The organism is Bradyrhizobium sp. 956_D2_N1_4, assembly GCF_052076025.1.
GTDB classification, from domain to species: Bacteria; Pseudomonadota; Alphaproteobacteria; order Rhizobiales; family Xanthobacteraceae; genus Bradyrhizobium; species Bradyrhizobium barranii.
Window position 1 is genome coordinate 1386755 of the sequence record NZ_CP197237.1, and the last position, 13224, is coordinate 1399978.

Below are 13224 nucleotides of genomic sequence, written 5' to 3' on the forward strand. Positions count from 1 at the left end.
AATGCGGCTTGCTTAACCCTCTCGTATGACAGTCGTGTGTTACGAATTCTGTTAGCCTTGCGCCCGTCGCGCGAGCTTGTTGTGAGAATGTGATGCGACGGAAAATTGCGCAGGGACATCAAGGACGTTCTGTTCGATCATGTTGTGACTGGCCGGGGACGATATTGCGATCGATCATGCCGTCACATTTCCAATCGGAAAACTAAGGTAAACGGCCCGCTCGCCGCTCTGCGGCCGTCAGAGTGACTACGGTAGACGTTCATGGCCTCCCCGAATGCGCACGAGTTCGTCGCTCGTTTCAGCCAGAAGGTTGGCCTGAAGCCGGACGCGGACAAGCTCGGCAGGCCGAATGGGTCCCGCCCCGCCGAAGGTGGTCTGCGTAAGCTGTGGGAAATGAGTGAATTGTCGGCGAGCGAATTCGCCGACGAGGTGTCGCTGTTCTTCGAGCTTCCGCGCGTCACGCTTCAGGAGATGATGGCGACGGAATCCCGCGCGCAGCAGTTTTCGCGCCGGTTCCTGCGCGAAATGGCGGTGTTCCCGTGTCAGCCCGCTGGCGGATCGCCAGTGCTTGTGCTGGCCGACCCCACGGACCGGGCCTCGATACAGGCGGCTGCAATCGTGCTTGGCACGGCGCCGACCATCAAGGTTGCCTCGTTCGAGGATATCGCCACCGTGCTCGACCAGCGTCTCGGCGAGGAGGAGAGCGCGAGCGCCGAAACCGCCGTCAATGCCACAGCGCAGGATGACGACATCGACAATCTGCGCGACCTCGCCAGCGGCGCGCCGGTCGTTCGCGCCGTCAACGACATGTTCGAGACCGCCGTCGAGCTGCGCGCCAGCGATATCCATATCGAGCCCGGCCGCACCTCGCTGGTGATACGGATGCGCGTCGACGGGCTGCTGCGCAATGTCGCGACACCGAACGGCGTGCCCCCGGCGGCGGTGATCTCGCGCATCAAGATCCTGGCGGGACTGAACATCGCCGAGCGCCGGTTGCCGCAGGACGGCGGCGCGCGGGTGCGGGCGGCGCGCTCGGAGATCGACGTGCGCGTCGCGATCATGCCGACGCAGCATGGCGAGTCCGCCGTCATCCGCCTGCTGCCGCGGGACCGCGCTCTGCTGTCGATCGACAAGCTCGGCTTCCTGGCCGGCGACCAGGGCAAATTGCGGCGCATGCTGGCACTGCCGCACGGCATGATCATCGTCACCGGCCCGACCGGCAGCGGCAAGACCACGACGCTCGCGACCGTGCTGTCGCTGCTCAACGAGCCGACCCGAAAGATCCTGACCATCGAGGATCCCGTCGAATACGAGATCCCCGGCATCTCCCAGTCGCAGGCCAAGCCCTCGATCGGCCTGACCTTCGCCACCGCGCTGCGCTCCTTTGTGCGCCAGGACCCCGACGTCATCATGGTCGGCGAAGTCCGCGACTCCGAGACCGCTCATGTCGCGATCCACGCAGCGCTCACCGGCCATCTCGTGCTGACCACGCTGCACACCGAGACGGCGGCGGCCGCCGTGCCGCGCCTGCTTGATCTCGGCGTCGAGGCGTTCCTGCTGCGCTCGACCTTGCGCGCGGTGATCGCGCAGCGCCTGGTCCGCCAGCTCTGTGACCGCTGCAAGAGCAGTCGGCCGCTGACCCATGCCGACGTCGAGGCCGATCCGCGTTACACGGCGGTCGGTCTGTCCGTCGGCAATGTCATCTTCGAACCCGTCGGCTGCGAGCGCTGCGGCAATGTCGGTTATCGCGGCCGTATCGGCGTGTTCGAGGTGCTCGAGATGAACGAGGAAGTCCGCGCGCTGGTCGAGGAACAGTCCGACTGGGAATCCATCGACAAGGTGGCCATCCGCAACGGCATGACGACCATGATCGAGGATGGCCTCGCCAAATGCCTGTCGGGCATGACCTCGGCGGCGGAGATCCTGCGCGTAACCACCGTGCGGTGACGAGATGCCGAACTTTCGCTATCGTGCGCTGACGCAGAAGGGAGAGGTGGTCTCCGGCTCGATCACGGCGGCCAACCTCGCCGAAGTGTCCCAACGCATCGAATATCTCGGCCTAGTCGCGATCGATGCCGGGCCCGAGGAGGAAGCCAAGGGCTGGTCGCTCTCGCTGGCGTCGTTGACGTTGTCGAAGCCGGGGCCCGCGGATGTCACGATCTTCACGCGCGACCTTGCTCTGCTCCTGAAGGCCGGTGCCCGGCTGAATGATGCGCTCGAACTGCTCGCAGGCGACATGGACGTCAGCCGGCTGCGTCCGGTCGTCAATACCATCAAGACCGCGATCATGTCCGGCGAGAGCTTTGCCGAAGCGCTTGCGCGCGAGCCGACGCTGTTTCCGCCCATGTATGTCGCCCTGGTCAGAGTCGGCGAGATGTCGGGCACGCTGGACCACATTCTGGAGACGATCGGGACTGAGCGCACGCGCGCGGAGGCTCTGCGCCGCAAGGTGACCGGCGCCCTGCAATATCCCGCCTTCGTCCTGCTCGCGGCCGGCGGCGTATTGATATTCTTCGTCACGTTCGTGCTTCCGCAGTTTTCGGCGGTGTTGCGCGACTTCAACGCCAAGACCGATCCCGTCATCGAGGTGTTCCTGACGCTGTCGGACATCCTGCGCGGTCACGGCTTCGAGGTCGGCGCTGTGGTTGCGATCGCCGTCATCGGCGGCTGGCTGGCGTGGCGCAGGCCATCGGTCCGCGCCAGCATCGTGACGCAGATCGCGCGGCTGCCTGTGATCTCGACCGTGGTCGAATTCCATCGCGCCGCGCTGTTCTCGCGCAATCTCGGCATCTTGCTCGGCAGCGGCGTGACGCTGACGGCGACGCTTCGCATCCTGATCGACATCATGAATGCGACCGGCAACGTGCAGGCCTGGGCGGCGATGGCCGACCGCGTGCGCCATGGCGGCAGGCTCGCCGAGGCGCTGGCCGCTTCGGCCGTGCTGCCGCCCGTCGCGGTGCGGATGCTGCGGCTTGGCGAGGAGACCGGGCAGTTGCCGACGCTGTCGGGCCGGGTCGCGGAGTTCTACGAGGAGAAGCTGCAGCGGCAGCTCGATCGCGTCGTCGCCATCATCGGGCCTGCCGCGATCATCCTCATCAGCGTCGTGGTCGGGGGCCTGATCGTGTCGGTCATGACGGCGCTGTTGTCAGTGACGCAAGTTGTCGGTTGAGAAGGGGAGGGTTCGCATGATCCGCGTTTCCAAGAAGGGGCTGTTCCCTGCGCCGAGGCGGCGGCGCCGGCGTCGCGGCGAGGAAGGCTTTACGCTGGTGGAGATGCTGGTCGTCATCACCATCATCGGCATGATCATGGCGCTGGTCGGCCCGCGAGTGCTGAACTATCTCAGCGAATCCCGCGTCAAGGCGGCCAAGATACAGATCCAGAGTTTCAGCAGCGCGCTCGACCTGTTCTACCTCGACGCCGGACGCTTCCCGACCAGCTCGGAAGGACTGGGCGCCCTCGCGCATGCCGTGAGCGGCGTGGCGTCCTGGAATGGCCCGTATTTGAAGGGCGGCAACGTTCCCAACGACCCATGGGGCAATCCTTATGTCTACAAGCAGCCGGCGGAACGCGCGCCCTACGAAATTCGCTCGCTCGGCTCCGACGGACAGGAAGGCGGGACGGGAACGTCGACTGATCTCGTCTCCGGAGCGAACTGATACGGGCGAGGCCGGCTTCACGCTGCTCGAAATGGTCTGCGTGCTGGCCATCGTCGCGATGCTCGCGGCCGTGCTGCTGCCGCGCTTTCCGTCGCAGACCTCGCGGCCGCGGCTCGAGGCTTATGCGATCGAGGTTGCGGCCCTGCTCAAGGCCGACCGCAACGCCGCGCTGTCGCGCTACGGCGCGGTCAGCGCCGTTGTGGACGCGCGGGCGCGTACCGTGAGGTCGGGGTCGGGCCCCTGGATCATCCAGGTGCCGCAGGACGTGGTGTTCGACGCGCTGCTGCCGCAACGATGCAACGGCCGGCCGGCGTTCTCTACCATCAGTTTTTTTGCCAGCGGCATGTCATGCGGCGGCACGATCCGCCTGACACGTCTCGGCAACGCCGTCGAGGTGCGCGTGAACTGGCTGACGGGAGGCGTGGACATTGTCGCGCAGGAAGTCCTCTAGCCGCCGGCGCGAAGCCGGCTTCACCATGATCGAGGCCGTCGTGGCGCTCGCGCTGGTGACGATCGTGCTCGCCGCGATCGGAACGTTGGTCGCGACCAATTCGCGCGGCGCCTGGAAGCTCGAGCAGCATGCCGCCCTCGTCAATGCGGCGCGCGTGGTGGTGTCCACCTTGCCGCGCGCCGGAGCGCCGATGCTTGATGATCTGCGCGGACGGGTCGCCGGCCACCGCTGGCAGATGCGTATGACGCCATTCCTCGATGATGTGCCTGTCGTGCCGGAGTCGCGGTTCGTTCCGCAGCGCGTCGAATTGCGCGTGCAGGCGCCGGGCGGGGCGATGGTGTCGTTCGAAACGATCCGCTTGCAGAGCAGGGGCGGGAGCTGATGACCGACGCCCGGCAATGGCGCGCCGAAGACGGCTTCACGCTGTTCGAAGCCCTGGTTGCGCTGGCACTGATGGGCCTGATCATGGGCGCGCTGGCCTCGGTCACCGGGCAATGGCTGCCGAGCTGGAATCGCGGCATCATCCGTGCCCAGCGCAATGAGCAGGTCGCGGTCGCTCTCGACCGGCTCACGGCCGATCTGGCGGCGGCCGACTACGTGACGCGGTCGGACAATCTGCCGTTGTTTCGCGGCGGGGAGCAGGCCGTGATGTTCGTCCGCTCCGTGCTCGGCCCGAATGGTCGGCCGGGGCTGGAGATCGTGCGGATCTCCGAGATCAACGACAGAAACGGTCCGGCACTGGTGCGCATGCGCGCGCCGTTCGTGCTGCTGAAGGCGGGAGATCCCAGGGCAGACCAGATTCCGTTCGTCGATCCCGTCGTGCTGCTGCGGCTGCCATATCGCATCAGCTTCGCCTATGCCGGCCTTGACGGCAAATGGGGCAGCCGCTGGCTCAACTCCGGCGAACTGCCGATGTCGGTCCGCTTCGACATCAGGGATGTCGAGCGCGGAACCGTGATTTCGAGCGCCGCGCGGATCCATGTCGAGACAAGCGCGCCGCGGCCGGATCCGTCGACCGAGCAGGAGGCGACGCAGACGCAACCCGGTAACGGGCCGACGCAATGACCAATCCGGCCGCTCGACTGAGACGCAAGCTTGCGGCGCAGGACGGGTTCATCGTCGTCGCCACCCTGTGGCTGCTCGCGGGATTGGCCGCGCTTGCGACCGTCGCTTCGGTCTACATCGCGCAATCGGCCAATGCGCTCTCGGCGCTGGACGCGGCGACGCAATGGGAGATGCTGGGTTCGGCGGGTGTCGAGCTCGCCGCCTACCAATTGTCGGCGCCTGCGACGATGCGGCGTCCGACCCATGGCGGCTTCGGCTTCCGCCTGGCGGATGCCTCCGTGCGGGTCGAGTACATGTCGGAATCGGCACGGATCAATCTCAATATGGCGCCGCGTGCGATGATCGCGGGACTGTTCAGGGCGCTCGGCGCGCCGGCGGAAGCAGCCGACGAATATGCCGCGCGCGTCGTCGCCTGGCGGCGCACGCCGAGACCGGACGGGCGGGATACGGAGCCGGCGGCCTATGCTGCGGCGGACCTCGCTTACGTGCCGCGGCAAGCGCCATTCGCCAGCGCCGATGAGCTGTGGCTGGTGCTCGGCCTGCCGGTCGAGCTGATCGAGCGTGCGTTGCCTTTCGTGACCGTCTACAGCGGTATGGCGGAGGTCAACGTGCTCGATGGCGCGCCGGAGGTGATCGCGGCATTGCCGGACATGACGACGGCCAGGCTCGACGCCTTCCTCAATCAGCGCGCGGACCTGCCGCCCGACAATCCAGAGTTCGTCATCGGCGCGCTCGGCGGGCGGCAGCCGGGCGCCACGATATCGGCGAGCGACGCCTATCGGGTGCGCATACGGATCACGCTGCGGGACGGCCGGCAACGAACGCCCGAGGCGGTGATCCGGATTCCGGGACCGGGCGAGAAGGAGGCCTTCCGCGTACTGGCGTGGACCGACGAGGTTGATCCGGATCGAGGAGGGCGGCCGAGGCCGCGGGAGAGCCGATGAGTATTCCCAGTCAAATCGCCGCCGCGCTGTCGCTGTGGATCGACAGCGTTGCGCGCACGGCGAGCGCGCGGCTCGAACGAGCGCGCGGTGCGCGGCAGATCGCGATCAGCGAGGACGAGGAGGGCGCTCTGACGCTGCGCCTTGCCTCGACGACGAGCAAGGATGCCGATCTGCCGCACAGTCGCATCAACGTCGTCGACGGCATGATCAGCGAACCGTTGTCGGACGAATGGTCCGCGGCGATGAAGGGTGCGATGGTCGACCTCGCGCTTCAGCCATCGCGCTTCGTATTTCGTCCGCTGGAGTTGCCGGGACGTGCAGTCGAGTTTCTCGACGGCATCATTCGTGCCCAGATCGATCGGCTGACACCCTGGAGCCCGGCGGAAGCGGTGTTTCACTGGACGCCGCCGCGGGCGATCGCCGACGACCAGGTCGAGTTGACGGTGGTCGCGACGGCGCGCGCGGCGGTGACATCGTTGTCGCAAGCTCTCCTCGATGCAGGCGCGGCCGCCGTCGAGATCTCGACCTCTGCGCCCGGGATGGAGCGGGTCGCCGTCTATCATCAGCGCGTCGGCGGGCAAACCGGCTCGAGCCGGCTCCGCTTTGCGTTGATCGCAGTCCTCGCGACGACCGGCGTGCTGGCGATGCTGTCGGTCGGGCTCGGCGGGATCGCCACCGATTCCTACGATGCCCAGCTGCAGCAGACCCAGCGCCGGATCGCCGAGCGCCGCGCGCTCGCGCGCGGCGGGCAGGGCGGCCAGGGCAGCTCGCCCCTCGAAATCCTGGCGCGCCGCAAGCAGACGATGCCGTCGGCCGTGATGGTGCTGGAAGAGCTGTCCGGCCTCTTGCCCGACCACACCTACGCGACCGAGCTGAGGATCGAGGGCGACAAGCTCCAGATCACGGGTCTGACCAGCGACGCCCCGTCGCTGATCCAGATCCTGGAGCAGTCACCGCATTTCGCCAGCGCAGGCTTCTTCGCACCGACGACGCGCGCCGCCAACGAGGCGGGCGAGCGCTTCCACATCGAGACCAGGATCAAGCCGCAATTCGGGCCGGGCACATGATCAGCATGCAGAAGTTCGAAGGATATCTCACGCGCTTACCGGTCGCAGCGGTCGCGGCCTATGTGGCGCTGGTGGTGCTGTTCGCGTTCACGACAGTGCAGACCGTGATCGAGATCCTGGGTAGCCGCGATGCTGCGGCGTCAGCGGCAGAGATCCTTCAGACGCTCGAGGCCCGGCGTGCTACGCCGCCGCCCGCCGTCCGGGCCGATATCAGCGTTCCCACGGGCTCGGCGTTCCTCGAAGGACAGACGGCCTCGGTCGCAAGCGCCGTGCTGCTCCAGCGGGTGCTCGCGGCGACCAAGCGGGTGAACGGCAACACACTGTCGTCACAGGTCGATGTCCAGGGACCGCTCGCCAAATCCGGCTTCGTCTCGGCGACTTTCAACATCGAGCTCGCTTCCGCATCTCTTCAGCCGCTCCTCTATGACCTGGAGGCCGGCATGCCCTTTCTGTTCATCGATGGTCTGGTCGTCCAGGCCGCCTCGGGCAGCGCCGACAACAGTAAGTTGCGCCTGGTCCTCGGCATCTCGGCGCAGCGACAGAACGCGAAGTGAACGAAGCGACCTCGGGTGGAGGCGAAATCAGCTCGCGATCGTTGCGCGGTGGGCGCTCACGCAATTGCTGCGCGACCGGATACCGGCTTCATTTCAGGTTTGAACAGCAGCAACAGGAGCGAGACCCCGAACGCGTCGCCGAGACTGAACAACTGGGGTTGGAAGAAGGCCCCAAACGCCAGGGCGACCAATCCGCCCAAGCGGGCACAGGCAAAGCGGCGTTGCTGCCGATCCTTCCCCGTTGATCGCACCGCCTCGGCGTGTGCAGCGGCAATGACGCAACCGATAAAGAGGATTATCAATCCGCCCCCGACGATTCCGAATTCCACCAGCGTCTTCAGGTAGCCATTGTGCCCGGCCTCAAAGGCTGATGCGCGCTTGAATCCGATGCCGAGCGGATGATCCATGATCGTCGCCAGGGCCGCGTACCAGTATTCATCCCTTCCTGTGAATCCTGAAGACAGATCTCGACTTGAATCGTCAAGCGCGAGAAAGGTGGCAATCTGCGGCCAAAGGAATATGCACAACAGCAACGCAACGATCGCCGCGGCAACCTTCCACGGGCGCAGGGAATTGAAGGTTAAGTCATGCACGACAAGCGCGGAAATGCAGCCGATCAAGGCGTACCGCGAGCTGACGAGAGCGGCCATCGAGAAGCACAGGATTCTGACGACGATACCCGTTTTCCCAGCGTGAAACTGCGACAGAATGAAGCCTGCGAGTAACGGTGCGGAAAAGAGATTTGGTTGAATACCCCCGACATTGCGGCCTTGCGGTAATCCCAGGACGGCCAGCGCGGAGATGCCGAACAGACAAAATATGATGGATGCCACCTTCATGCAGGTTTCGATGTCGTCCGGTGGCAGCGTCCATACGACAGACAGCATCAAAGCAGTCAGCATGAGCAGAATGGTGTAAAAAACGCCAACGAACGTCGCCGCCTCGTCATCGTGCAATTGTAGGACAACAGACAGGTAGATGATGCCAATGATCGCGACCTGGGCGAGGCTCAATCGCCCCAGGCTGGCGAACGCCCGCGAAGCGTGCATCAAGGACACCGTCGTGATGAACAGCGCGATTCCGGTAATCTGTCCGATCAGAACCGTGCCGCCCAGGGCAAACGAAGTTGGAACGTCCGCGAAGTCCGGGTTCAGGTCAATCATGGGGAAGGAAAGGAGGCCGCACCACGCCCAGAAAGACCCGATAACTGCAATCGTTGAAGGGCTGCGAGCGCGGAAAATTGCGGCAGCACCAGCGGTCAATCGGTGCTTGCCCGGGTTGGTCGTCGATCGATCGACGAAAGATGCTGGCAGGTTCAAGGAAATCGTCCCTCTTGCGGGTGCGCTTGTCAGACGGTGGTTCCCGGCACCCGGACGTGGTCCGGCGGCAATCCCGCCATGTGCCGCTCCATCATGGCCGCGTATGCCGTCTCCAGATCACGCGTGTATTGCTCCGTGTCGTACAAAGGTGTCGTCAGTCGATCGCGGGCCAGCTTCGCTCTCAGCGCCGCGAGCCTGGCGGGATCGTTCGCCAGTTCGATCGCCAATTGTTCGTAGGCCGCCGGCGTCGTCGTGATCAGTGCGGGCAGGCGGATCGCATTGAGCAAGCTCGCCCCGACACGCGCCGCGAATGTTTCGCCGAGGCAGGTCACGACCAGAAGTCCGGTCCAGAGCGCATCGCTGGCGGTCGTATGAGCGCCGTACGGAACTGTATCGAGGAAAAGGTCCGCGCAACGATGCCGCGCTAGGTGCGCGGAGGTGGGGAGCCGTTGGGCGAAAACCAGACGGCGCGGCGCCACGCCCCTTGCCTGCGCCTCTCGACGCAAATTGTCCGCAGCCGTTGGATTGTCCTCGAACAGCCACAACACGCTGTTCTCCACCGCGGCGAGAATCCGCATCCAGGATGAGAAAACGTCGGGCGTGATCTTGTAGTTGTCGTTGAAGCAGCAGAAGACGAAAGCGTCATCCGGAAGGCCGTGCTCGGCGCGGACAGGCATCAGATCCGCAATTGCACGGTCGCGATCGTTTGCCTGATAGCTTTCGGGAAGCCAGGCGATTTTCTCCACGTAGCAATCGTAATCGTGCTCGGGAATCACGTTTCGGTCTGCGACGATGTAGTCGATGAAGCCTGCACCGATGGTGCCGGGAAAGCCGAGATAATTGACCTGGATCGGCGCGGGACGCATGGCGAAGATGCCGGTGCGTGCATCCTGGGTATATCCTTTCAAATCGACGAGGATGTCCACTTCCAGAGCCCTGACAAGCTCGGCGATTTGAGCGTCACTTTGCGGTTTGGCGTCGACAAAGCGCTCGAACGCGGCTTCGATCCGCCGGCGCATGTCCGAGCCGTCGTTTGGGCCGACCGAGATCGCGGTGACTTCAAAGCGCGTCCTGTCGTGATGTTCGAAGACGCCCGCCATCAGCTGCGAGGTCGCGTGCTGATGAAAATCGGCCGAGAGATAGCCGATGCGGACACGGTCGTGATTGTAGCGCTCGCCGCGCCAGACCGGCGACCTCTGGAGACGAAAGTTGTTCTCGGCCCATGTGCGCGCGCATTGGAGCTGCTCGGCCGATGTGGACGGAATCGCGACGAACATGAACGGTGAGACGAGCTTCCCGCTTCGGACCGATGACCTTACCGAGGCACAACCACTCTCGAAATCCGTCCAATCGCATTGATGCAACTTGACGCGCAAACAGGCGGCGGCCACGGCGGACTGATCCGGATTGAGGTCGAGAGCCCTGTTCCAGGCGACTAAGGCGTCGTCGTAACGTTTCTCGAGGTAGGCGACCTGACCCTTCGCCAGCCAGGCGCTCACCAGGCCGGGATTCAGGACTGTGGCGCGGTCGAGAGCCGCCGCCGCATCGTGGTGACGGCCAAGGGACAGCAACACAGTCCCGCGCCCGAGCCAGGCCTCGGCGAAAGCGGCATCCGCAGCGATGGCGCGATCGAACGCGACCTCCGCATCGCGCTGACGGCCCGATCGAAGGAGAATATTGCCGTGCCCGGACCAGGCCGATGCGAGTTGCGGCCCGATGGCGAGTGCACGGTCGTAGGCTACCGCGGCGTCCTCGAGGCGACCGAGATCGAGGAGAGCGTTGCCCCGGCCAACCCATGCTTCGGGGAGGTCGGGTTGCAGCTTCAATGTGTGGTCTGCGGCCGCCAAAGCTTCATCGCGCCGGCCCAACTGGATCAGGGCGTAGCAGCGGCCGAGTGCCGCTGCCGCAAGATCGGGCCGCAGCGTGAGGGCGTTGTCATAGGCCGCGAGCGCGTCGTCGTAACGGCAGGTGGCGAAATGGATCGTTCCCTTGTCGAGATGAGCCTCCGCGAGCCGTGGGTTCAACTGCAATGCCTGGTCATACGAGGCGAGGGCCGGTTCATATTGGCGCGACTTCGCCAGCGCCGAACCCAGCATGAAGTGGGCTGGAAAATGCCGGGGGTGATGCGCCAACAGGCGTGTCAGTTGCTCGATGGCTTCGGGATGGCGGCTCAGAGCCAACAGCCCGGCCGAGCTTCCATGTAGAAGTCCCAGGCTGGTCGGCGCGAATTGTAGTCCGTGCTGGCACAGCCGAACCAACTCGTCATGCTCGCCGGCCCGGTGGAGCACGGCCGCGTAGTTCTCAATGAACTCCAAATTGACCGGCTTCGACTGCAACGATCGTGTCATCAGCAGTTTTGCGCGATCAATATTTCCCGCCGCTGCCTCGGCCACGCCCAGGAAATGCACGGCGTGAAGATTACTGGGATTGGCATCGATGATGCGTCGATACAGTTTGGCGGCGGCGGCGATGTCCCCCTTGTCATGCAAGGACAGCGCCCGATCCAATATCCGTCGCTCGTCACGCATCGCTCGAACCGCACATTGCCTCAAAGGCCCGATGGCCGGGACGAACTCCCGCTCTGCTTGACCCGACCCCACTCCTTACGTTCCGAATTGCACAAGACTGTGACATCGGCGGCTGTAGCGGCGAGCTATGCGATGATCCGCGAGCTGTCGTCGGACCGGTTATGCGAGGTATCAATTAGTGTAACATTGGTCTACATCGGCGCTGCCAGCCGTAGGTTCAGGTCACGACGCCCGCCCCGGAAAACATCATGCTTGATACAAGTGTCGCGAGCCCCAACGCCTCGGATGGAACGCGGAGCCCTGCGGCGTCTCGATACCGGCTTGCACAAATGCGCGCCGCCGGTTGGGTGAGAGCCGTCCACGGCCAATGGAGGCAGATTGCCAATATCGGGCTGCTGGTCGTCGGGTTCGGCCTCGGTCAAGGGGCGATATTCATTGTCCAGACCGTGCTCGTGGCCGCAGGTGAGTACGAGCTTCTCGCAGCATTCGGCACGCATTATTCCTTTGCCATTCTGGGCATCGTCCTCGTTGACGCCGGTGCGAGTACGACACTCGCCCGGGCAGTCGCCCGCTTGCCGAGCGGCCGAGAGGCACGCGGCGAGGTGTGGCGGACATTCTGCGAGACGAGCGCGATAAGGATCACGGTGGCCTTGATCGTCGGTGCCGCTGCAGCCCTGTATGTCTGGCGATTCTCGACTGACGAGTTTTCGCGATGGTACGTCGCCCTTGCGCTCCCCGGATTGCTGCTGTGGGCCGTCAACGGGGTTGGTCTGCTCGACGGCCTGAGACTGAGTGGCATCAGCGGAATCACGGGATCGGTGGCTTACCTGGTCACCGCCGCCGGCCTCGCCTTGGCGGCCCACAAGTCGGCTGCCGCAGCAGGCGCGATCCTGGGCGGCGCCTTTTCCATAGGCTATCTCGTGACGTTGATCGCGCAATGGACGACGCTGGCGCGCAAGGGCTGGTACCCGCGATTTCACAGGGTGACACGTGCGGGCCTGACAAGGGCACTGACGGACGGCTGTGCCCTGTCGTTCCAGATCTTGCCGGGGCAGGTCAACATGCGCGTTCAGTTGGTATTGAGCACGGTCTATCTCGGCGCCGAGACGACCGCCCTTTTCGTGTACGCCAAGCAGATCGTGACGGCATCGACCCAGATCGTAGGGTTCGTGCTGAGGGTGGAATTCCCAAGCCTCGTCGAGAAACTGTCAGCAGCCGGAAAGCAGAGCCTCGGCAATATGCTCGGGGCGCAGAGAATGGCGCTCTATTGCGCGGCGACGTTTGCAGTCGGGGTTACCGTCGTCGCCGGCATCGCTGCGCAGGTGCCGGATTTTGGCTTGCACCGGGCTGCGATTGTCATCGCCGGCTTCGCGCCGACGATATTCACGATGTCGCTGTTGCTGATGATGATGCAGGCCCTGGCGGCGACGGGCGCGTATGGCCTCGCCGCCGGGGCTCTGGCGATCGGCTCGGTGGCGGGAATGCTGGTCAGTTACATGCTGGTTTCCATGCTTGGCGTCTATGCTTTCGTGGCGGGAGAGGTCGTATTGAATCTGGTTGGACTCTATGTCGGATATCGTTATCTGCGCCGCTGAGGGACGAGCCGGGACGGCCGAGCCCCGATCTTGTCGTCCTGTGAT

At 64.6% G+C, this 13224-nt stretch carries 12 protein-coding genes; 10 read left to right on the plus strand and 2 right to left on the minus strand.

Annotated elements, in window-relative coordinates; all coding sequences use genetic code 11:
* The first annotated feature begins 261 nt into the window (after positions 1-261).
* Genes AB7535_RS06410 through gspM form a run of 9 tightly spaced genes read left to right on the plus strand, consistent with a single transcriptional unit; the run spans position 262 to position 7737 of the window.
* On the plus strand, positions 262-1947 hold the full coding sequence (locus AB7535_RS06410) for a GspE/PulE family protein (RefSeq protein ID WP_085402753.1): 1686 nt from the start codon (positions 262-264) through the stop codon (positions 1945-1947).
* 4 nt (positions 1948-1951) lie between these two features.
* The gene (locus AB7535_RS06415; RefSeq protein ID WP_085402754.1) at positions 1952-3169 is read left to right on the plus strand and encodes a type II secretion system F family protein; all 1218 of its coding nucleotides are present in this window, start codon (positions 1952-1954) and stop codon (positions 3167-3169) included.
* Positions 3170-3185: 16 nt separating this feature from the next.
* On the plus strand, positions 3186-3656 hold the full coding sequence (gene gspG / locus AB7535_RS06420) for a type II secretion system major pseudopilin GspG (RefSeq protein WP_085402755.1): 471 nt from the start codon (positions 3186-3188) through the stop codon (positions 3654-3656).
* On the plus strand, positions 3634-4107 hold the full coding sequence (locus AB7535_RS06425; protein ID WP_256461638.1) for a prepilin-type N-terminal cleavage/methylation domain-containing protein: 474 nt from the start codon (positions 3634-3636) through the stop codon (positions 4105-4107). The genes gspG and AB7535_RS06425 overlap by 23 nt, the downstream gene beginning before the upstream one ends.
* The gene (locus AB7535_RS06430) at positions 4085-4489 is read left to right on the plus strand and encodes a prepilin-type N-terminal cleavage/methylation domain-containing protein (protein WP_085402756.1); all 405 of its coding nucleotides are present in this window, start codon (positions 4085-4087) and stop codon (positions 4487-4489) included. Before AB7535_RS06425 ends, AB7535_RS06430 begins: the two co-directional genes overlap by 23 nt.
* Positions 4489-5172 (plus strand): PulJ/GspJ family protein, encoded by a 684-nt coding sequence (locus AB7535_RS06435; protein WP_085402757.1) that lies wholly within the window; start codon positions 4489-4491, stop codon positions 5170-5172. Before AB7535_RS06430 ends, AB7535_RS06435 begins: the two co-directional genes overlap by 1 nt.
* Positions 5169-6116 (plus strand): general secretion pathway protein GspK, encoded by a 948-nt coding sequence (locus tag AB7535_RS06440; RefSeq protein ID WP_085402758.1) that lies wholly within the window; start codon positions 5169-5171, stop codon positions 6114-6116. Before AB7535_RS06435 ends, AB7535_RS06440 begins: the two co-directional genes overlap by 4 nt.
* The gene (locus tag AB7535_RS06445) at positions 6113-7183 is read left to right on the plus strand and encodes a PilN domain-containing protein (RefSeq protein WP_085402759.1); all 1071 of its coding nucleotides are present in this window, start codon (positions 6113-6115) and stop codon (positions 7181-7183) included. The genes AB7535_RS06440 and AB7535_RS06445 overlap by 4 nt, the downstream gene beginning before the upstream one ends.
* Positions 7180-7737: a type II secretion system protein GspM gene (gspM, locus tag AB7535_RS06450; protein WP_245344176.1), complete on the plus strand. Its 558-nt coding sequence runs from the start codon at positions 7180-7182 to the stop codon at positions 7735-7737. The genes AB7535_RS06445 and gspM overlap by 4 nt, the downstream gene beginning before the upstream one ends.
* A 56-nt stretch (positions 7738-7793) precedes the next feature.
* On the opposite strand, the gene AB7535_RS06455 is transcribed toward gspM, so the two are convergent.
* The gene (locus AB7535_RS06455; RefSeq protein WP_144030800.1) at positions 7794-9056 is read right to left on the minus strand and encodes an O-antigen ligase family protein; all 1263 of its coding nucleotides are present in this window, start codon (positions 9054-9056) and stop codon (positions 7794-7796) included.
* A 29-nt stretch (positions 9057-9085) separates the two neighbouring features.
* The gene (locus AB7535_RS06460) at positions 9086-11584 is read right to left on the minus strand and encodes a tetratricopeptide repeat protein (protein ID WP_085402761.1); all 2499 of its coding nucleotides are present in this window, start codon (positions 11582-11584) and stop codon (positions 9086-9088) included.
* 329 nt (positions 11585-11913) lie between these two features.
* On the opposite strand from AB7535_RS06460, the gene AB7535_RS06465 reads away from it, so the two are divergent.
* On the plus strand, positions 11914-13179 hold the full coding sequence (locus AB7535_RS06465) for an oligosaccharide flippase family protein (RefSeq protein ID WP_085402762.1): 1266 nt from the start codon (positions 11914-11916) through the stop codon (positions 13177-13179).
* The last annotated feature ends 45 nt before the right edge of the window (positions 13180-13224 follow it).

Bases quoted from the DNA above. Each gene is read 5' to 3' on its own strand.
- AB7535_RS06410 (WP_085402753.1), top strand. From the start codon at position 262: ATGGCCTCCCCGAATGCGCACGAGTTCGTCGCTCGTTTCAGCCAGAAG.
- AB7535_RS06415 (WP_085402754.1), top strand. From the start codon at position 1,952: ATGCCGAACTTTCGCTATCGTGCGCTGACGCAGAAGGGAGAGGTGGTC.
- gspG (WP_085402755.1), top strand. From the start codon at position 3,186: ATGATCCGCGTTTCCAAGAAGGGGCTGTTCCCTGCGCCGAGGCGGCGG.
- AB7535_RS06435 (WP_085402757.1), top strand. From the start codon at position 4,489: ATGACCGACGCCCGGCAATGGCGCGCCGAAGACGGCTTCACGCTGTTC.
- AB7535_RS06440 (WP_085402758.1), top strand. From the start codon at position 5,169: ATGACCAATCCGGCCGCTCGACTGAGACGCAAGCTTGCGGCGCAGGAC.
- AB7535_RS06445 (WP_085402759.1), top strand. From the start codon at position 6,113: ATGAGTATTCCCAGTCAAATCGCCGCCGCGCTGTCGCTGTGGATCGAC.
- gspM (WP_245344176.1), top strand. From the start codon at position 7,180: ATGATCAGCATGCAGAAGTTCGAAGGATATCTCACGCGCTTACCGGTC.
- AB7535_RS06460 (WP_085402761.1), bottom strand. From the start codon at position 11,584: ATGCGTGACGAGCGACGGATATTGGATCGGGCGCTGTCCTTGCATGAC.
- AB7535_RS06465 (WP_085402762.1), top strand. From the start codon at position 11,914: ATGCGCGCCGCCGGTTGGGTGAGAGCCGTCCACGGCCAATGGAGGCAG.